The 20,147-nt window shown below is 50.7% G+C and carries 10 protein-coding genes; 8 read left to right on the forward strand and 2 right to left on the reverse strand.

Annotated features, from left to right (window positions below):
* Positions 1 to 424: 424 nt before the first annotated feature.
* The 3 genes from argC (at position 425) to pruA (ending at position 6,179) form a co-directional block, all read left to right on the forward strand.
* Complete coding sequence (argC, locus tag Pla110_RS07170) at positions 425 to 1,438, forward strand: N-acetyl-gamma-glutamyl-phosphate reductase (RefSeq protein ID WP_144999622.1); 1,014 nt, start codon at positions 425 to 427, stop codon at positions 1,436 to 1,438.
* A 267-nt stretch (positions 1,439 to 1,705) separates the two neighbouring features.
* Positions 1,706 to 2,899, forward strand: a complete 1,194-nt coding sequence (argJ, locus tag Pla110_RS07175; protein ID WP_144994655.1) for a bifunctional glutamate N-acetyltransferase/amino-acid acetyltransferase ArgJ — start codon at positions 1,706 to 1,708, stop codon at positions 2,897 to 2,899.
* A 220-nt stretch (positions 2,900 to 3,119) separates the two neighbouring features.
* Entirely contained in the window at positions 3,120 to 6,179 is a 3,060-nt protein-coding gene (gene pruA, locus Pla110_RS07180; protein WP_144994656.1) for an L-glutamate gamma-semialdehyde dehydrogenase, read from the forward strand.
* Positions 6,180 to 6,227: 48 nt separating this feature from the next.
* Here the strand turns inward: pruA and Pla110_RS07185 are convergent, their stop codons facing one another.
* Positions 6,228 to 8,069 (reverse strand): hypothetical protein, encoded by a 1,842-nt coding sequence (locus tag Pla110_RS07185; RefSeq protein WP_197440561.1) that lies wholly within the window; start codon positions 8,067 to 8,069, stop codon positions 6,228 to 6,230.
* A gap of 534 nt (positions 8,070 to 8,603) precedes the next feature.
* Between Pla110_RS07185 and Pla110_RS07190 the strand changes: the two genes are divergently transcribed.
* From Pla110_RS07190 to Pla110_RS07205, 4 genes are all read left to right on the forward strand, one after another.
* On the forward strand, positions 8,604 to 9,950 hold the full coding sequence (locus Pla110_RS07190; protein WP_144994658.1) for a DUF1501 domain-containing protein: 1,347 nt from the start codon (positions 8,604 to 8,606) through the stop codon (positions 9,948 to 9,950).
* Positions 9,951 to 10,141: 191 nt separating this feature from the next.
* Positions 10,142 to 11,458: a CehA/McbA family metallohydrolase domain-containing protein gene (locus Pla110_RS07195; protein WP_144994660.1), complete on the forward strand. Its 1,317-nt coding sequence runs from the start codon at positions 10,142 to 10,144 to the stop codon at positions 11,456 to 11,458.
* A gap of 42 nt (positions 11,459 to 11,500) precedes the next feature.
* Positions 11,501 to 14,728, forward strand: a complete 3,228-nt coding sequence (locus Pla110_RS07200) for a DUF1553 domain-containing protein (protein WP_231742942.1) — start codon at positions 11,501 to 11,503, stop codon at positions 14,726 to 14,728.
* Positions 14,729 to 14,809: 81 nt separating this feature from the next.
* Complete coding sequence (locus tag Pla110_RS07205; RefSeq protein WP_144994662.1) at positions 14,810 to 16,255, forward strand: DUF1501 domain-containing protein; 1,446 nt, start codon at positions 14,810 to 14,812, stop codon at positions 16,253 to 16,255.
* A 38-nt stretch (positions 16,256 to 16,293) separates the two neighbouring features.
* On the opposite strand, the gene Pla110_RS07210 is transcribed toward Pla110_RS07205, so the two are convergent.
* Positions 16,294 to 17,181: an alpha/beta hydrolase gene (locus Pla110_RS07210; RefSeq protein ID WP_144994664.1), complete on the reverse strand. Its 888-nt coding sequence runs from the start codon at positions 17,179 to 17,181 to the stop codon at positions 16,294 to 16,296.
* 290 nt (positions 17,182 to 17,471) lie between these two features.
* Here Pla110_RS07210 and Pla110_RS07215 point away from each other — a divergent pair, with 290 nt between their 5' ends.
* Complete coding sequence (locus tag Pla110_RS07215; RefSeq protein WP_197440562.1) at positions 17,472 to 20,093, forward strand: DUF2339 domain-containing protein; 2,622 nt, start codon at positions 17,472 to 17,474, stop codon at positions 20,091 to 20,093.
* The last annotated feature ends 54 nt before the right edge of the window (positions 20,094 to 20,147 follow it).

Here is a 20,147-nt window from a genome sequence, read left to right on the forward strand (position 1 = left end):
CGCTCGAGTAAGTTGACGAAGTTGAGAGAGAGGATGTGCTGGAAGAGACTTCATTCTGAGTTTATTCCAATAGCGAACGAATTGCACCCATCGACTTTAAATACACAACATGGCAAATACACAACATTGCAAATTGTCTGGCGTCCCTGTTGTGAGAGACACCCTTCCGAACCGACGGATTCGAGTCTTGTGCGGGTGACTATTGGGTTCAAATGGCTTACAATGATGAATATTGTAATGACGATTCCTGATTCGATCATAGAAGTCGAATCAGGATGTTTTTATTGTGTTTGATTACTATAAACGGTCCTGAAACCCCTTTGGTGCGACTCACTCAGCCTTGAAATCAAGGTGATGGAGTAGTCTGGCCGGGTTCAGGATAGGTTCTATGACGGGCGATTTCGCTCAGGTGAGAAGCAGATCAATGGTGAATGTGGGTATCTTGGGAGCCACCGGTTATACGGCTCTGGAACTGATTAAAATCCTGCTGCGGCATCCGGAAGTCAAAATTACTGCATTGACGACCCGTCAGGAAGATACGCCCCATATTCAGGCGATTCATCCTTCGTTGCACGGTCGTCTTGATCTGCGCTGCGAAAATCTGACAACGGAAGAGCTTGTCTCTCGAGTAGACTGCGTCTTCTGTGCGTTACCACACGCCGCCAGCATGTCGGTCATTCCCGATGTTCTTGCCTCTGGCTGTCGGGTCGTCGATTTAAGTGCCGATTATCGCCTGTCCGATCCGGGTGTTTATGAAGAGTGGTACGGACACGTGCATACCGATCCGACTCGACTGGGTACGACGATCTATGGACTCCCTGAAATCTGGAAAGAAGGAATTCGAGAGGCGGAATTGATCGCCAATCCGGGATGTTACACCAGCGCTTCGATTCTGGGACTGGCACCGCTGCTCTGTCATGCTGATATCGAACCGAGAGGAATTCATATCGACGCCAAAAGTGGCGCTTCAGGGGCAGGGCGTGCTCCCAAGCTGACGACTCTGTTCGCCGAATGTAATGAATCGGTTTCGGCATACTCAGTGGGAAGTCACCGACACACGCCGGAAATCGATCAGGTCCTGTCGCAGAAAAGTGGTCAACCGGTGGAAGTGGTCTTTACCCCACACCTGATGCCGATGGATCGCGGCATTCACGCTACGATCTACGCGAAACCCACACGCGAAGTGACTGAAGACGAACTCCTGAATGTCATGCGAGATTTCTACAAAGATGCTCCCTTCGTCCGTGTTGTCGATCATCTGCCAGGTACAAAAGATGTCAGTGGGACAAATTACTGTGATATCACAGTGAGAGTGACTCGGGGGACCGTGATTATTCTTGTCTGCATCGATAACCTGATTAAAGGGGCCGCGGGTGTCGCCGTGCAGAACTTCAATTTGATGTATGGTTTTGATGAAACGACCGCATTGATCGTCTGATCTACAGTTGATCGTCTGATCTACAGTTGATCGTCTGATCTACAGTTGATTGTCTGATATACAGGTTGTTTAGGATGCAGGAACAATCTGCGTTTCACCAAAGTGTAGAGAATTTAATTTGCGGGTTTTGATACACTCAAAATGTGATTTTCATTTTCTACCTTCGTTATCCACGCTTATTCACCACTAGGGAGGGACCCCTTCCTTTTATGTTTTCGCGTTGATAGTGGTTTCTGATTTTTTCAATAATTCAAAACGGAGTCCATTGTGTCAGCTCAACTTCCGGGTGGTTTTCTGTCGGCCGGTTTGCATTGTGGGATTAAATCGAACAAAGAGAAGAACGACCTGTCGCTCTTTGTTTCCGAGGTTCCCGCGGTAGTGGCCGGTGTCTTTACTCAGAATAAGGTCTGTGGAGCCCCTGTTGTTGTCTCACGCGAACGTGTTACCCAGTCGGCTGCTCGCGGGGTCGTCATTAATTCGGGCAATGCAAATGCCTGTACTGGCTCGCGGGGTTTGGAAGATGCCCAGTGGATGACGGCGCAAGTGGCGAGTCAATTGAACTGTGAGCCTCAACAGGTGCTCGTGTGTTCAACTGGGATTATTGGTCACTTTCTTCCAAAACCGGTGATCGAAAAGGGGGTCCCCCAAGTAGTGGCTCAACTTGCGTCGACGGAAGCAGCTCTGGAGCAAGCGGCCCGAGGCATGATGACCACGGATACGTTCCCCAAACTACTTTCTCGCCAGATAGAAATCGGTGGAAAACAGGTGACGGTGACCGGCGTCGCAAAAGGGGCGGCGATGATAGCCCCCAATATGGCGACCATGCTGGCAGTTATCATGACCGATCTGACTCTTAATGAGCAGGAAACAGACATGATGTTGCGGCATGCGGTTGATCGTTCGTTCAATTGCATCAGCGTGGATGGGCATACGAGCACCAGTGACACCGTACTTTTGTTTGCCAACGGGAAGTCGGGAGCCACGATCGTGACTGAGGACGAACAAGACCTGTTCCAGCTAACCCTCAATGAAGTTGCACGGGAACTGTCGACCGCCATCATTCGAGATGCAGAAGGAGCAGACCACTTCGTGACGGTCGATGTGACAGGCCTGCGAACGCGGGATGAAGCCTTCCTGATTGCGAAAGAAATTTCTGAATCGGCCCTCGTCAAGACGGCGATCGCCGGAGCGGACCCTAACTGGGGACGAATCGTTTCAGCAGCAGGTTACGCGAAAGTTGATTTTGACGAGAAGAGTGTGTCCTTATTCCTGAACGGAACGAAAATCTACGAAGCGGGGATGCCCGTGGAATACGATGAATCTGCCCTATCCAACGAAATACGCAACCACCGGGACGTGCATATCGAGCTGCAAATGAATCTGGGAGATGAACACGTTCGTTTCTGGACCAGCGATTTGACACAGGAATATGTTCGACTGAATTCAGAATATACGACTTAAAGGTTGTCCCTCAGGATGAGGGCATGTCGGAAAAAGGGGAGGGTATGGAGCCCTTCCTGCCTATAATGGGAATAACGGGTGTCCTCCATTGTGAAACAGGCGGTCCGTTCATTATGCTTGCCGACTTTGATTCTTCCGGAATGGATTTTTGTTGCAGCACCCCCGCACGTCACTTTTTTCGCGCGTTCCCAAGCTGCATTTTGAGTATCGAAGGTAAACCTTGAGTACCAATAAAACTGTCACACAGGAGCCAGACAGCCCAGACGCGCTGGAAGATCGGACACAGCAGATTGGTCACGAGCTGTGGGACCACCTGGAACGGAGTACGCCCTCCATCTTTGAGCGGCGCTGGTGGGATGATCGTATCCTCTCCTGGGCAATGTCGGACGAGTCAGTCAAAGTGCAGATGTTCCGCTTTGTGGACGTACTGCCCATGCTGCGAAGTCACGATTCTATTACTCGTCATCTTCAGGAATACTTTGAAGAGGTTCGGCAGCATCTACCTTGGGCCATGCGACTGATGACGGATTCGGCATCGTCGAATTCCCTGCTCAGCCGGGCACTGGCCTACAATGCTCGTACCAATGCCACCAGCATGGCCAAACGGTTTATCGCCGGGACCAACAGCGTGGAAGTTCTTGAGTCGGTTGAACGCCTTCGCGAATCGGGATTTGGCTGTATTCTCGATCTCCTCGGTGAAGCGGTTATCAGTGAAAGTGAAGCGGACAACTATCAGAACGCGTACCTCACCTTGCTGAATGAAGTGGCCGAAGATGCGGGAAGCTGGCCGACAGTGAGCCAGGTCGACCACGATAATCTAGGCGAAGTTCCCCGAATTCAGCTCTCCCTCAAGCTGTCATCTCTGTACAGCCAGTTTCAACCTGCTGATACCGAAGGAACGGCAGAAGCGGTTAAAGAACGATTACGCCCTGTTCTGCAGGCCGCACAGGAGAAAGACGCGTACATCCATATCGATATGGAGAGTTACTTCTGCAAAGATTTGACATTAGCAATCTTTAAAGAAGTCCTGATGGAAGACGAGTTCCGACAGATGGATCAGGTTGGAATCGTGATTCAGGCCTATCTACGGGATGCCGAGGAAGATCTTGAGGACCTCTTGGAGTGGGTCAAAGAACGAGGAACTCCCGTGGCGATTCGTCTGGTTAAAGGCGCCTACTGGGACTACGAAAAAATACACGCCGAAGCTCATGGTTGGCCCATTCCTGTCTTCCTGATGAAGTGGGAATCGGACGCGAATTTCGAAAAGCTCTCCGGTTATCTGTTGGAACACCGCGACTGGTTGCGACCGCAGTTCGGAACGCACAACATGCGCAGCATCGCGAATATTATCGCGATGGCTGAAGCACGAGAGATTCCCAAAACAGCCTACGAATTCCAGATGCTCTACGGTATGGCGGGAGAAATCGGTCAGATTCTGATCGAGCAGAACCATCGTGTTCGTATTTATGCTCCCTTCGGGGAGTTGCTGCCCGGGATGTCTTACCTTGTCCGTCGCCTGCTCGAAAATACATCAAACGATTCTTTTCTGCGGCAGAGTCTGCGTGAAAATATTGATGTAGAAAGTTTGTTCATGAATCCGACCGAAGTGGGAAAAACAATGACGCCACCCGAAGAATTTGTTCCCGTCTTTCAGAACGAACCTTTCTCCGATTTCAGTTTGGAAGAAGTTCGCGAACAGATGGAAGCGGCACTGGAAGATATCAGCAATTATATGGGCGAAGAATACCCGGTGGTTATCAACGGGCGTATTCAGGAACCTCACGAGATGCTGCTGTCTCGCAATCCATCCAATAGTAGTCAGATTGTAGGACGCGTCGCCTCCGCCACGCCAGATCAGGCTGAAGAAGCGATCGACGCCGCACGACGGGCGTTCAAGGAGTGGTCTGGGATTGAGGCCAAGTATCGCTCTGAATATCTGGAGCTGATCGCCAACGAGATGCGGGATCGCCGTTTCGAATTGGCAGCGTGGATGGTATACGAATGTGGAAAACCATGGGTGGAAGCAGATGCCGACGTCGCAGAGGCAATTGATTTCTGTAACTACTACGCCGAGCAAATGAGGTTCCTGGGCGAACCCCGTCATCGAGATGTTCCCGGCGAAGAGAACTCCTATTATTATCGCGCTCGTGGTGTCGTCGTGGTTATTTCTCCATGGAATTTCCCACTGGCAATCCTGACCGGGATGACTGTCGCTGCTTTGGTGTCCGGGAATACCGTGATCATGAAGCCGGCCGAGCAGTCCTCGGTCATCGCGGCGAAACTGATGGAAATCTTCAGTAACGCCGGCATTCCCAGCGGAGTGGTGAACTATCTACCCGGAAACGGTGAAGACATTGGCCCCGTGCTGGTGAACAGCCCGGACGTCGATATGGTGACCTTCACTGGTTCTCGTCCGGTCGGATTGGAAATTAACCGGAGTGCCTCCGATACCGATCAACGACAGCATTCGGTACGTAAAATCATTGCGGAAATGGGTGGCAAGAACGCCATTATTGTCGACGCCGATGCTGATCTCGATGAAGCAGTGCAGGGCGTCGTTCAGAGTGCCTTCAGTTATGCGGGACAAAAATGTTCGGCCTGTTCCCGTGTGATCGTGATGGAAGATGTTTACGATCAATTCCTGGAACGACTTGTCGAGGCGGCAGGAAGCCTGGTCGTCGGCGCTGCAGAACATCCGGCAACAACAGTCGGTCCCGTGATTGATAAGGCCGCACTCGATCGCATTAACGAATACATTGAACTCGCCTATGAAGAGGGCGATGTTGTCCTGGCGACCGATGTCAGTGAACTCGAAGGCGAAGGATACTACGTCGGGCCGCACATCATCGAGAATGTCGCTTCTGAATCACGTCTCGCCCAGGAGGAAATATTCGGACCTGTGTTGGTTGTGTTCAAAGTGCAGAAACTAAATGAAGCCTTTGAGATTGCCAACAACACGGATTACGCATTGACCGGCGGCATGTACAGTCGGTCTCCCAAGAATCTGCAGCAGGCCCGCCTGAAAATGATCTGCGGCAACCTGTATCTGAACCGGGGCATCACCGGGGCACTCGTTGATCGTCAACCGTTTGGTGGTTTCCGCATGTCGGGTATTGGTACCAAAGCCGGCGGACCTGATTACCTGCATCAGTTCCTGATTCCAATCAATGTGACCGAAAATACGATGCGACGCGGCTTCGCTCCTAATGCCACAGATCCTAATTCAGTCAGCTCCGATACGACATCTTCTGAGAATGAAGATGCGACGGGAGAGGTATAACATACGTTGCTTGGCTCGATTGTTGCCTGATTCAATCTCAGCCTTTGATTAACGCAGGACTGGCATTTTTAGTTTAGGCGTGTTCTGATACCGCTGAGTCTGGATCGTCATCGTCGTGCCGGAACCTGGTTCCAACCGGATGGTGAAATGAGAATTCTGCGCATCCAGCGTTCCATTCGCGGGAGTTGTCACTTTGCCGAACTGGTGTTCGCCGTAAGCACCACCTTGTACGACAACCGTCCGGGCTTCTGTCTGGTTTAAGTTTACTAATGTTAGTTCAGTGGAATCTTTCTCCAGTTTGGTCACCAGTGCCGCGACATCTTTCGGTAGTCCGGCTCGATGTTCCATAGGATCAAAGTACCGCACACGGCAATGCAGCGGTGCCCCTTTATGGCCCGGGTGAATTCCACCCAGCATCAGGTTGATCATGTTACCTACGATGGCCGGGTTGTACGGCATCGGGTCGTCGGATAAACGCGTGTCGGGAGTGGTTGGGTCATTTCGCATCCCTTCCATCTTGGTGCGTAATGCTGAAAAGTCGGCCTGCAAAGCCCGTGTGGGATATTCCGGATCGTTTCCAGAGAGATAGTTAATCCAGCCATTCCCTTCTACCAGAGCTTTGTCTGCTTCATCCAAGGACCAGTAGTAAATATCCAACGCACCCGATTGGTAAGGTGTTGGATAGAATGTGTACCAACCATTGTCGCCGTACATTCGTGGGTACTGTGTTTGGCGATCAATAACTTTGGCGTTCGAGTTGATCACCTTGATCATGTTCCGCCAGACTTCCACGTATTTGGGATCGCCTGTCAGCATGTAGGCGTTTGCAAAGCCGGTGATACCAAGTGCGTGCGTATTACGATCTGCTTTCTCACCTGTTTGGGGAACGGTAACAGTAAATCCCCAACCGTAAACTCCGCCATACCATTTGCCATCCGTAGCGCCGCCGATTTTTCCATCGAGGCCAATGTTCGTTGGAATCACACCGCCGTTTTCATAGGTTCGGTCCAACCAGGCATCGACGTATTCGAGTAGCCATTCTTTGTATTTTGCGTCACCCGTTAACGCATAGGCGTTAAAAGCGAGTGACGTGGCTCCCATGTTCTGAGGATGATCGCCGATGATGTCGTTGTATTCTTCAAAGTGAGCCAGCATCTGCTCGTAGTTTTCTTCACCATGACGCGGTAGAAATCGGTCTTTGACTTCAATCGGATCGCCCGTCCAATCGAGCGCCGTCGCTTTGCGAAGCAGGGGGCCACGGGAACCATTGAATAAAGAGCGAATGATTTTGTGCTCTGGATCATAATTCGGTGCGCTCGGATCCTCGTTCATATAGAAACCGGCAAACCGTTTGACTCGCTGCTGAAACTTCGCGTCATCGGGATCTCCCAATCCTTGCAGGTCAAAAACAGTTAATCCTTCGCCATTATGAACCCAGTCGAACATCACTGGGAATTCTTTGTAGTACATCCCGTCCCGTGCGAAGGGCACATCGATTGTCTTCGCCAGCGTGTACTGTCGCAGATGACCTTCCCACGCTGTTTTGTACATCGTCAGGATTTCTTCGTCCGCACCCAACGCATGCAGAATTGGCCAGTCGTTCACGTTTTCGATCGCGTCGTCCGGTCCGTCATCCCCTCCCCAGCGCTCCACGCATTCGAGAAATCCCCGAGAATCGAAATATCGGCTGTAGAACTCTCGACAGGCGATGAGTTGTTGATCCAGTAGTTCCCGTTCCAGTACAGCCCAGGTTGGAGGTGTCATGGGCGTACTGACTTCCAATGTTTTTTCATCTGCGGACAGAGTGTGATTGTTCACTAGTCCGGCGAAAATCGTCACCAGCAAAGAGAAGCATGCGAGTGGAATATTTTTGGATACACAGAAATACATAGAGTTCCTCGCGCAAAATAAAGGTGCAGGAAGAAGGCTGCAGTGAGCGGAAACGGCAACCTGAGCAAGTAATTCCGGCTCTTCAGGTTGGATGAAATAGGGGGGATTAATCGATCTGTGGGAATTCCATACTGCCACAGTCAAGCCGGTAGAACAAGCCGGCGATAGAATTATTACTAGTTTTTCACAGCGTATGTTCCTCTCAGGAAACAAGATAGAGAGTCAGAAAATGCTTGCGATTTGACCTTTTGTCGGTTATCTTTGAGAGTCATATGTCTTTGTGTCGATATGACATACAGTAGATTTCATTGATTGATCTGCTGAAGGGAATTGATCTCCTGCAGACATATCCTCAAAATACATCTACCCAACGATAAGAAGTTGTCAGCACCAATCTCGACGATCTTGCTGACATCCTGAACCTGATGCGGTCCCGGTGGCATACCCAGTTCACCGACGCATCTGTTTTTCCTACCTTCATAAGAGACGTATTGCTCCATTCCTCATGGAGCATCGTTAACGACGGGGTTACTCATGGCTGTCACTCGAAATTGCGAGGGAACAACCCGCCGCGACTGCTTGAAACTTGGTATTGGTGGCTTATTAGGCGGAACACTCACCGGCGCTTTACAGAGCCGTGCAGAAGCTTCCCCTTCAGGTACTGCGCCTTCTGGAAAAGCGACCAACTGTATTCTGATCTGGATGGATGGTGGTCCGACTCACTTTGAGACGTTCGATCCCAAACCCGAAGCCCCCTCCGAGTACCGGGGTGACCTGAGCGCGATCGACACCGCTATTCCGGGTGTTCAGTTTTCTGAGAACATGAGAAACCTGGCGCAGAACCTCGACAAGTTTTCCATGATTCGCTCGATCAGGCATAATCAGGGCAACCATGGTGCTGGTAATCACTACATGACGACTGGGGCTCCTCCCCGAATTCCTGTAGGTTGTGGAGCGTTCGTCAGCTTCCATCCCAGCATGGGGTCCGTTGCCGCATATGAGTTGGGTAAAGACAATGGTCTTCCTCCCTACTTCAGTATGCCCAGCATGGCTCGTTCGGGTGGCCCGAACTTCCTGGGAGCCAAATATGCTCCCTTTGTTGTGGGTGACGATCCAAACAAAGATAACTTCCGTGTTCGTGATGTCGCCATTCCACGCGAATTGACCGACGATCGTTTTCATAAACGAACTGACCTGCGTCGACTCGTCGATAAGATGAAACGATTTGAAAATCAGGTTGCAGGCGATCCTATTCTGGGTCTCGATGAATATTACAAACAGGGTTACAGCCTGGTGACTTCCCCCGAAGCTCAGAAAGCGTTTGATATCTCCAAAGAATCAGACGAAGTCCGCGATCGTTATGTTCGCAACGGATTCGGACAACGCTGCCTGCTATCCCGTCGACTGGTTGAAGCGGGCGTGCCTTTCGTGACAGTCTATGATGGTGGTTGGGATCATCATTCTAACATCTTCGACGCCTGTAATAAGCGTTTACCGCAATGGGACCAGACTGTGTGGACCTTGATCAGCGACCTCGAAGAACGAGGGCTGCTTGATTCAACTTTGGTTATTGCCATGGGCGAGTTTGGCCGTACTCCTAAGATTTCTACGCTCGCTGGTCAAACAACTCCTGGACGTGACCACTGGGCGAACGCCATGTCTGTACTGATGGCGGGCGGCGGTACTCCTGGAGGCCAAGTCGTTGGTGCGACTGACCGAAAAGGTTTCTCTGCCGTTGAACGAGTTCTCTCTCCCGAGAATCTTGTATCGACCATCTACAGCAAGTTGGGTATCGATCCTGACAAGATGTATTACACCCCTCAGGGACGTCCGGCGCACCTCGTGAGTGACTCGACCGTCATTGACGAGCTGATGGGCTAAAACGACGTTCAGGATAAAAATCATAGGCCGGGAGTGCGAGCTGACTCGCTCTGCCGGCTTTTTTTGTGACCTTTAATTTCATCCAAACTTCAACGACGCATTTGCCTTTGCATGCATAATGGTCGATGATAGATATTCCGCTTTTATTGACATATTCTATTCTTCGTACGATTTCCTGACAGGTTCTTCCCATGCGCATCACTGTTCTTACTCTTGCTCTCGTTGCCATGTTCAATGTCACCTTCACACTCTCGGGACTCCAAGCGGGAGACCTGGAAGCGAAGAATGGAAAACAGTGGTTTAAAGGCAACTTACACGCCCATTCTCTCTGGTCTGATGGAGATGAATACCCGGAGATGATTGGGCTCTGGTACAAAGAACAGGGGTATAACTTCCTAACACTTTCCGACCACAATGTCCTGGCGACCATTGATCGCTGGATTGATGTTGAGATGAGCAAGGGTGGGATGGAAGCCTTCGCGAAGCTGCAGAAACAATTTCCCCAAGACTGGATTGAGCAACGAAAAGTCGATGACATACTGGAAGTCAAACTGAAAAAGTTCGACGAGTTTTCTGAGCTGCTGAATGAAGAGGGTTCTTTCCTGATGGTAAAAGGGGAAGAGGTCACTGATGGTTACAAGAACTCACCTATTCATATGAATGTTTCCAATGTGAAAGAAATGATTCCTCCGATGAAGGGGAAGTCAATTTTTGACACGATGCAGAATAATGTGAATGCAGCCGCCTCTCAGCGGGAACGGACAGGACAGGCGATGATGATTCACCTGAACCATCCTAACTTCCATTACGGCGTCACAGCGGAAGACCTGATGCGAGTTATTGGAGAGAACTTTTTCGAAGTCTACAATGGTCATCCGGGTGTGCGGAACAATGGCGATGAAGTACATGCTTCCACAGAAAGAATGTGGGACATCATTCTGACGCGTCGAATTACGGAATTGAAACTTCCGCTCATGTATGGTTTGGCGACCGATGATGGACATGAATATCATCACATTCCATCGCCCGCCAAACGAAGCGAACCAGGCCGGGGATGGGTGATGGTACTGGCGGATAAACTGGATTCGAACACGCTGATCACCGCGATCGAACAGGGCGACTTCTACGCTTCATCAGGTGTCACGATGAACCGAATCGTCAGTAATGAAGAAGGGGTCACCGTTGAAGTTGAACCGGTAGAAGGAGAAACTTACACGATCGAATTCATCGGAACCCGGGATGGTTACGACACGACCAGTGAACCCGTATTGAATAAAGAGGGCGAAGAAGCGAACATCACTCACAAATACAGCGACGAATTGGGAACGGTATTGCACTCTGTCTCGGGGACAGAAGCGCATTACTCTTTCCAACCGGATGACTTATATGTGCGAGTTCAGGTGACTTCTTCCGCCGACCATGCGAACCCTTCGCAGTCGGGAGACAAGAAACAGGCTTGGATCCAGCCAGTTTATGGTCCCGCTGGCCAGGCGCAAGTGGTAAAATAGAGGAGACCACTTCCGTTGAACCGTCGTGTTACGAGGTTGCCTGTGTTCCTATTCTTCAGCCGCTATTTGAACTTACTTCTGCTTGTCTCTGTTTATGCCATTGCAGTCTACGCGGAGAGTGCGGTTTCATTGCACGCTGCTGAGACCACAGAGCAGGTCGATTTCAATTTCCACATTCGCCCCATTCTCTCGGACCGCTGTTTTGCCTGTCATGGCCCGGACCAAGAGAAGCGGCAGGCCGATCTCAGGTTGGATATTCCTGATCAATTGAATCAGGTCGTTGATGAAGAAGCAGGGATTCACTATGTCGTGCCCGGAAAACCAGAGCTAAGCGAACTATTTCGCCGCGTTGATTCCCACGATGAGTTCGAGGTGATGCCACCGGCTGATTCCAATCTGACACTCAGCGAACGGGAAATCGATCTCCTGAAAAAATGGATCGAGCAGGGGGCTGAATGGAAAAGTCACTGGTCCTTCATTCCACTGGAAACAGTCGAAATACCTGAAGTGAAGCAGACCAACTGGCCCCAAAGTCGGATCGACTACTTCGTCCTGAACCGTCTCGAAAAAGAAGGCCTATCACCTTCATCTCCAGTGAGCCGTGAACAATGGATCCGAAGGGTCAGCTTCGACCTGACTGGCCTCCCGCCGACGCCAGAAGAGATTGATACCTTTCTAAATGATCAGTCGGAGGAAGCGTACGCAACAGTCGTCGATCGCTTACTCGCCTCTCCTCAGTATGGCGAACGGATGGCGGTGGATTGGTTGGATGTCGCCCGTTATGCGGATACCTACGGTTACCAGTCGGATGTCTACCGAGCCATGTGGCCGTGGCGTGACTGGGTGATTGATGCCTTCAATGAAAACTTGCCCTACGATGAGTTTATCACCTGGCAACTGGCGGGCGATTTGCTACCGAAGCCATCGCGTGATCAGATTCTGGCAACTGCCTTCAATCGGCACCATCGGCAGACCAATGAAGGAGGAAGTATTGAAGAAGAGTTTCGTGTCGAGTACGTCTCAGACCGAACTCAAACTTATGGAACCGCTTTTCTCGGGTTAACACTCGAATGCTCAAAATGTCACGATCACAAATACGATCCCATTACACAGAAAGAGTTTTATCAGCTCTCCAGTTACTTCAATAGTATCGATGAATTCGGTCTCTATTCCCACTTTACCGATGCTGTCCCCACACCGACGCTGATGTTGCCCGAAGCAGAACGCGCGAGTGAGTTAGAACGTCTCAATGCCGGAGTCGAGCAGGCTGAGCAGGCGTTGGAATCGATCAAAAAATCTGAAATCGCATCCTTTGCAAACTGGTTAGGGAAACAGGACAGCGTTCCATCTTCATCGGATGCTGATTCGCAATTGGCAGAAGGGCTAATCGGTCAATTTTCATTCGATAAAATTCAGGTCGCTGAGGGGCAAGGGAGGATTGATAATCTCGCCGATGACGCAACTTTCGGTGAATTAAAAGATGATCCCCAACAGGTCCCCGGTTTCGCCGGACAGGCATTGAAATTCAGTGGAGAGAACAACTTCTCCACTACTGTTGGCGGAGACTTTCAACGGAGTCGACCTTTCACGATTTCGTTGTGGATGAAAGCGGACCGACGACATGAACGGGCTGTCATCTTCCATCGCTCCGCTGCCTGGACCGACGCGGGAAGCCGCGGGTATCAGTTGTTACTCGAAGAGGGAAAACTTTCTGCCGGTTTGATTCACTTCTGGCCGGGAAACGCGATTGGGATTCAGGCTAAAGAGGAACTACCACTCAATCAGTGGATACACGTTACTTTGACTTATGACGGATCCAGCAGGGCCACTGGTCTGCAATTGTATATGGACGGCAATCTCGCTGCAGTCGATGTCGTTCGAGATAAGCTGGCCAAAGAAATTACCGGCGGAGGGGCGACTAAATTTGCCCTCGGTCAGCGGTTCCGGGATCGGGGGTTTATCAACGGCGAAGTCGATGAATTGAGCCTTTACCAGCGGGCGGTTACTCCCATCGAAATCCGGCAGTTGGCGGATGATCACTCGCTCACCGCGTTATTGAAAAAAACATCTGGTGAATTAACCGAGGCCGAGAGGCAGCAGTTGTATCCGTATTGGCTGGTCCATCATAGCGAACCTTTTCGTCAACAGCAGACTCAATTGACTTCACTTCGCAAGCAGTATTGCGAATCGGTCGATCAGGTTGCTGAGGTGATGGTCATGAAGGAACTCTCCGAACCACGCACGACTCATGTGCTGTACCGCGGAGCCTATGATGCGCCGGGAGAGGCTGTGGATCGCAGTACACCTGAAAGTCTACCTGCGGCAAGTCCTTCCAACCGTCTGGGACTGGCCGAGTGGACTACATCTCCCGAGCATCCGTTGACCAGCCGCGTGACGGTTAACCGGTTCTGGCAGATGTTTTTCGGGCAGGGCTTAGTACAAACCCCTGACGACTTCGGGAGTCAGGGTGCCTTACCCACGCATCCGCAGTTGCTGGATGATCTCTCGCTGCGATTTATCAAATCAGGTTGGGATGTCAAAGGCTTACTCAAAGAAATTGCGCTTTCGGCGACCTACCGCCAATCATCACAAACATCGAAGGAATTGAATGTCCGTGATCCGGATAACGAACTATTAGCTCGAGGGCCCCGTTTCCGACTGTCGGCAGAGATGATTCGTGACCAAGCACTTTATGTCAGCGGTTTGCTCGTCGATAAACGGGGAGGTCCTCCCGTGAAACCGTATCAGCCGGCGGGGTTATGGAAGGAGAAATCAAACAATGTTTATACCCGAGAGGAAGGGGAAGGAAGCCATCGTCGTAGCTTGTATACCTTCTGGAAGCGAACCTCTCCTCCACCTGCGATGATTACACTCGACGCCGCCAAACGAGATGTTTGCTCGGTTAAACGGCAAACGACGGCGACCCCACTGCAGGCACTAGTGCTGCTGAACGACGTGCAATATGTTGAGGCAGCCCGGGCGATAGCGGTGAAAACAATCAAGAAGAGACCCGACAATCGAGCCGATCAACTCACTTATCTCTTTCGCAGTCTCACGGGGCGATTTCCGGAAGAGCGAGAAATTGCATTACTTCAACAGGTTTATGAGGAACAGCTGATCGAGTTTACTTCTCAGCCAGAGCGTATCAGTCAACTTCTGGAGCAGGGGGACGAACCCATCGATGCCGATGTTCCCCAGTCCGAGCAGGCGGCAATGATGGTTGTTGCTCAGTTATTACTGAATTATGACGAAGTCGTCATGCGTCGATAGTTGGTAGTCTTGCTTTACCAAACAGCGAGCTAATTCATATATAATTTTACATGCATTCAAAGTTGAACCCCGGAGGTTCACATGACTTTCTTACCGGAATCCGATTTTCTGAAACAGACCCGTCGACATTTCCTCGGCCGGGCTTCCACCGGACTTGGTGCGGCTGCACTGGGGTCATTACTGCAGTCCACGACGGCTCAGGCTACGGAACCACATGGCGGCGTGATGTCTGATTATCATCATGCTCCCAAGGCGAAGCGGATCATTTATCTGTTCATGTCGGGGGGACCTTCCCAACTTGATCTGTACGACTACAAACCTGTGCTCAATGAGCGAAATGGGGAAGACTTGCCCGAGTCGGTCCGACAGGGGCAACGGTTAACAGGAATGTCGGCTAACCAGGCACAGCTACCACTGGCGGGATCGGCCTTCGATTTCCAACAGCATGGACAAGCCGGAATGTGGATGAGCGAACTTTTACCGCACACGGCGAAAATGGCGGATGAGCTTTGCCTGATTAAATCGATGCATACCGAAGCGATCAACCACGACCCGGCGATTACTTTCTTCCAGACAGGCTCTCAAATTGCCGGTCGTCCTTCCATGGGCGCCTGGCTCAGTTACGGACTTGGATCCGCGAACGAAAATCTACCGACGTTCTGTGTGCTGGTGACGAAAGACAAGGGAGGGCAGCCACTCTATGCGCGACTGTGGGGGACTGGTTTTTTACCGTCCGTTCATGAAGGAGTTCAGTTTCGTGCGGGGGCGGAACCAGTTCTTTATCTAAAAAATCCCGCAGGAATCAGCCCGACCGCGCGACGGAAAATGCTGGATCGACTTCAGGAGTTACATCAGATTGAACAGGAAAAGAACCTCGATCCTCTGATTGAATCTCGAATCGCTCAGTATGAGATGGCATACAGAATGCAGACCTCGGTTCCCGAAGTCACAGATCTCTCAAGCGAACCCGATCACATCTTCGAGATGTATGGTGAGGATTCACGAACACCGGGTACCTTTGCGGCGAACTGCCTGTTGGCTAGGCGTCTGGCGGAGCAGAATGTGCAATTTATTCAGCTGTATCATCAGGGATGGGACCAGCACAGCAATTTGCCCAATTCTTTACGGAATCAAACAAAAGAAACCGATCAGCCCTGTGCCGCACTTCTGCAAGATTTAAAACAACGTGGCATGCTTGATGACACCATCGTGTTGTGGGGAGGTGAGTTTGGTCGTACCAATTACAGCCAGGGAAAACTGACGGCCAGTGATTATGGCCGCGACCACCACCCACGGTGCTTTTCCATGTGGGGGGCGGGCGGTGGCTTCAAACCGGGCATGCAATATGGCGAGACGGATCCATTCGGTTACAACGTAGCTGAGAACCCGGTTCACGTTCACGATCTGCACGCCACACTCTTGCATCTACTTGGCATTGATCATGAACGTCTGACCTATAAACATCAGGGACGACGTTTTCGATTGACTGATGTGTTTGGCGATGTAAAAGACGAGTTGCTGGCTTAGAGCAACTCGTGTGGGGGCAACTTAATAACTCAATATGCTTATTTCTTGGGTTGATAATCACGCCATAACCAGACAAGTGATTCCGGCAGAATAGCGCCTCCATGGATGTGGTTGTGGCCTCCTTCGCCGTAGACAAACTTGTAGTCGTACTCGGAGAATTTCAATGCCGCGGCCATCTGTTGATTGGAGAGAGGCCAGTTCCCGTGGGCATTGTCGAGATCGTTCGAACCATCCTGCAGGAAGACGCGAATCGGTTTCGGTTCAGTTTTGCGAATGAGAGCCGGGTAAACATGCCCCCCGCGAATGTTGGTAAAGCTACCGACGTGGGAAAGGACTTTGCGGAAAGAGTCGGGGCGTTCCCAGGCAACAGTCCAGGCACAAATTCCACCAGAACTGATTCCACAGATCGCACGCCCTTCCGGATCGTCTGTGAATTTGACTTCGTACTTCTTTGCGATCATGGGCAGAAACTCATCGATTAAGAACCGGGCATATTGATCGCTGAGGGTGTCGTATTCGAAGCTGCGATTTCGTTTAGGTTTTCCACCTTCCGTTTCTTGGGAGAAAACTCCCGGGTTGATAAACACCCCAATGGTGACAGGCATCTTCTTTTGATGGATTAAATTGTCAAACACGATCGGCACCCGCTGGTCACGTTCTACATCGACGTACGATGCTCCGTCCTGAAAGACCATCAGACAAGCCGTTTCTCCCGGTTGATACTGTGCGGGGATGTAAACGTAATAATCCCGTACGGTGCCCGCGTAGACATCGTCGCTGGTGTAACTGCCCTCAAGGATCTCTCCCTGGGGGACGCCCGCTTGTCGTTCCGAGTCAGGACCATGCTTGTAAGGTTCTTCTGCCAGCAGGGGGGCAGCAGTGATTGTCAGAATCAGACAGGTCAGGATTGAATTAAGCCAGCGCATGTAAAAGCCTCTCTCATAAGAAGTAAAGAAATCGACAGTTGCAGCTTCAAAAGTAACAGCTCGACTGAGTGAAATCCAGTATGCTGAAGGGGACGCGTTCCCCCCATCTGCAGAGATTTAGTTAGAGCGTCGAGGATCCGTTACCACTTTTTAGAAGAAAACAGTGTGACGTTTTTAGAGATTCTTCGCCTGTTGAGTATCGAATGAATTCCACGTCAAACGTCGTGGACCTGAGTATTGCTTAACTGAACGAATATTCCCAAACAAGGAGCTCCGTAATGGAGATCTGTGTGACCATATCGGTCTTAATTTTCGTCGTCATGCTGCTGGTGATGATCAATTATCTGGGGGGCCTCAAAGAAGGCATTAAATTTAATAAAGAAGACGTCGGCAAACTACGACAGCGGATGAAGTCGCTGGAAGCACAATTGAATCAACTGCGATTACAACTGAGGAATTCTGATGAGCCGAATCATGCTGAACCCGAGGCGAGCCTGCCTGCTGAGATCGGGATGGTTCACGAATTTCAACAGGACGAAACGAATATCGAAGAGGAGTTCTTTGGAGTCGGTATAGACGAACTGGAGATCATCCCTGAAGGGGAAGTAAGTACCAAACCCGAAAAAGAGAATTCAGAGCCAAGGCCCGTCTCGTCGAGAGTTTCGGATCCAGGCCAAGAGTTTCTTCATTCTGCTCCTGTGGCAAGAGACTCAGAATTCGACAAAGAAAATAGTTGGGAACAAATTCTCGCCGGAAAGTGGCTCTCCTGGTTAGGGGCGGTGACGTTCATTATTGGGGCGGGTTTCTTTATTAAATATACGATCGATATGGGATGGATTGGTCCTCGCGAACGTGTTTTGATCGGTCTCGCTACGGGACTTCTGGCTTTTGCGGGTGGTGTCTGGGCGAAAATTCGTGACTACGGCTTTGTGAGCCAGGGGCTCGTCGGTACGGCGATGGGCATTTTGTACTTCTCGATATTCGCCGCCGTGGAATGGTATCAACTTGTGCCCGTACCAATAGGCTTAACGGGCTTGATGGTCGTAACGGGGATGACCCTGGCATTTGCACTCTGGTCGAATACACAAGTGACGGCACTGATAGGAATGTTTGGTGGGTACTTGACGCCACTCATGTTGTGGCCGGGTGAGCATAGTCTGGCTCCGCTCTTCTCTTATCTCTTTGTCCTGAATAGCGGGATTCTATTGATTACGACTCGACGTCAATGGTCGTGGCTGCAATTGCTCTCTCTGGGGGGCACGACTCTCGCTTGGGTCGCGTGGTTAGATTATCACTATGATCCTGCCGCGATCAAACCGACGTTCCTCTGGATGTCCGTTTTCTTTGTCCAATTTGTGTTGTTGTCTGTTTGGAATCATCTCATTCAACGTCGAGATATGAAACCGCTCGATTTGGTGCTTATGCTGGCGACACCCTTTGTCTTTCTGGGAGGATATCTCTGGATCACTCAGGAAGTATGGCGAGACTCACAGGGACTTCTATCACTGGCGATGGCGTTGGTTTACTGCTTGATGACAGTTCTCTGCTGGTATCGTGTTCCCGAAAATAAGCAACTGATCCAGGTACAGGCGGGGATTGCCTTAAGCTTCTTTATTCTAGCAGTTCCACTGCATTTTGATGGGTATTGGATTCCACTGTTATGGACAGTGCAGAGTCTGTTATTGATTCAAACAGGGTTCCGCATGAAAGATGGCCGCGTTCGACTATGTGGTTTAGCCTTACTGGCGATCGTGCAGCTCTTCCTGTTTGGATATACGGTGGAGACTTTCAGTCATCCAGTTGGCTCCTACTGGAAATTCGTGGAGCATCAACCAGAGACGATGGAAATGCTTTCACGAGGTCCCGGTGAGTATACATTCTCGCTGGCACACCTTTTTAATGAGCGGTCGTTCTGTTTCTTTGCTTCCTTATTCTCATTTGGCTTGCTCGCGTGGGAATATCGTCGTCGATCGGACAATATTAAATTCGGTCTCGATGTGGCTGGTTCGGGGAATCAGTGGATGCTGTTTTCTGAAAACCAGACCGAAGAATTTCTGCGGATGTCAGGTCTATTCGCTCAAGCTTGGCTGATTACGTTTTTCGTTCTCTGTTGCAATGAAGGATTGATGGTTGGAAAAATGATGGCGTGGATACCTCAGGCGTATCCTCCTGTGTTCTCCGCGCTTACGGGGGTGACCGCCTTTCTTGCCTGGGGATATTTCTCACGCTGGCGTCCGCATCGGGGGCTGGCGATGGTTTACTTGCTGATGGCGTTGGGAGTGTGCAGTCTGTTTATCGGTGGGATGTATACGCTGTTGGATTGGAAAACGAGTTACCCAACGGCACTCTCTGCGAATCGGTATTATCAGTTCTGGATCTGTCCCGTGTTGAACCTGAGATTTCTGGGCCATGGAGCCCTCGTCGCGGTCGCCATCTGGTTTTGTTGCAGGGCAGAACGCTTAACCGTCCTGTTCAAGGATGAACCTCGTCGTCCGGAGGATGAGATATCCCTGTTCCGACTGGATGCCGAAGGCTGGCGAAAAACTTTTGGGTTGTATGCCTTTAGTGCGAGCCTGGCTCTACTGACATTGGAAGCTTATGCGATTGGAGTACAACGCGATTGGGGGACGGCCACCTCGCTTTCCATCACTGCCGTCTGGACTGGATACGGTCTAGTATTACTGCTGCTGGGGATTGCGCGGAAGTCTGTGAATCTGCGGACGGTTGCCTTAACCATCTTTCTGCTGACGACGGTGAAGGTCTATTTGCATGACGTCTGGTATCTGGACAAAACAATTCGAACGCTCGCCTTTATGGGCTTGGGGGTGGTGCTGCTCTTTATTCCCTGGCTATACAAACGATATCGCCACCGACTGAAAAAAGGAGCGGGGGAATTACCGCAAAAGACGTGATCCTTTCGTAATTCCTTTCCGTTATCCTCAGTGATCTAAAACGAGAACGGCAAA

This window comes from Polystyrenella longa (genome assembly GCF_007750395.1).
Lineage (GTDB): Bacteria > Planctomycetota > Planctomycetia > Planctomycetales > Planctomycetaceae > Polystyrenella > Polystyrenella longa.

Excerpts from the sequence above, each read along its gene's own strand:
- argC (WP_144999622.1), top strand. The coding sequence starts at position 425 with ATGGTGAATGTGGGTATCTTGGGAGCCACCGGTTATACGGCTCTGGAA.
- Pla110_RS07185 (WP_197440561.1), bottom strand. The coding sequence starts at position 8,069 with ATGTATTTCTGTGTATCCAAAAATATTCCACTCGCATGCTTCTCTTTG.
- Pla110_RS07190 (WP_144994658.1), top strand. The coding sequence starts at position 8,604 with ATGGCTGTCACTCGAAATTGCGAGGGAACAACCCGCCGCGACTGCTTG.
- Pla110_RS07195 (WP_144994660.1), top strand. The coding sequence starts at position 10,142 with ATGCGCATCACTGTTCTTACTCTTGCTCTCGTTGCCATGTTCAATGTC.
- Pla110_RS07205 (WP_144994662.1), top strand. The coding sequence starts at position 14,810 with ATGACTTTCTTACCGGAATCCGATTTTCTGAAACAGACCCGTCGACAT.
- Pla110_RS07210 (WP_144994664.1), bottom strand. The coding sequence starts at position 17,181 with ATGCGCTGGCTTAATTCAATCCTGACCTGTCTGATTCTGACAATCACT.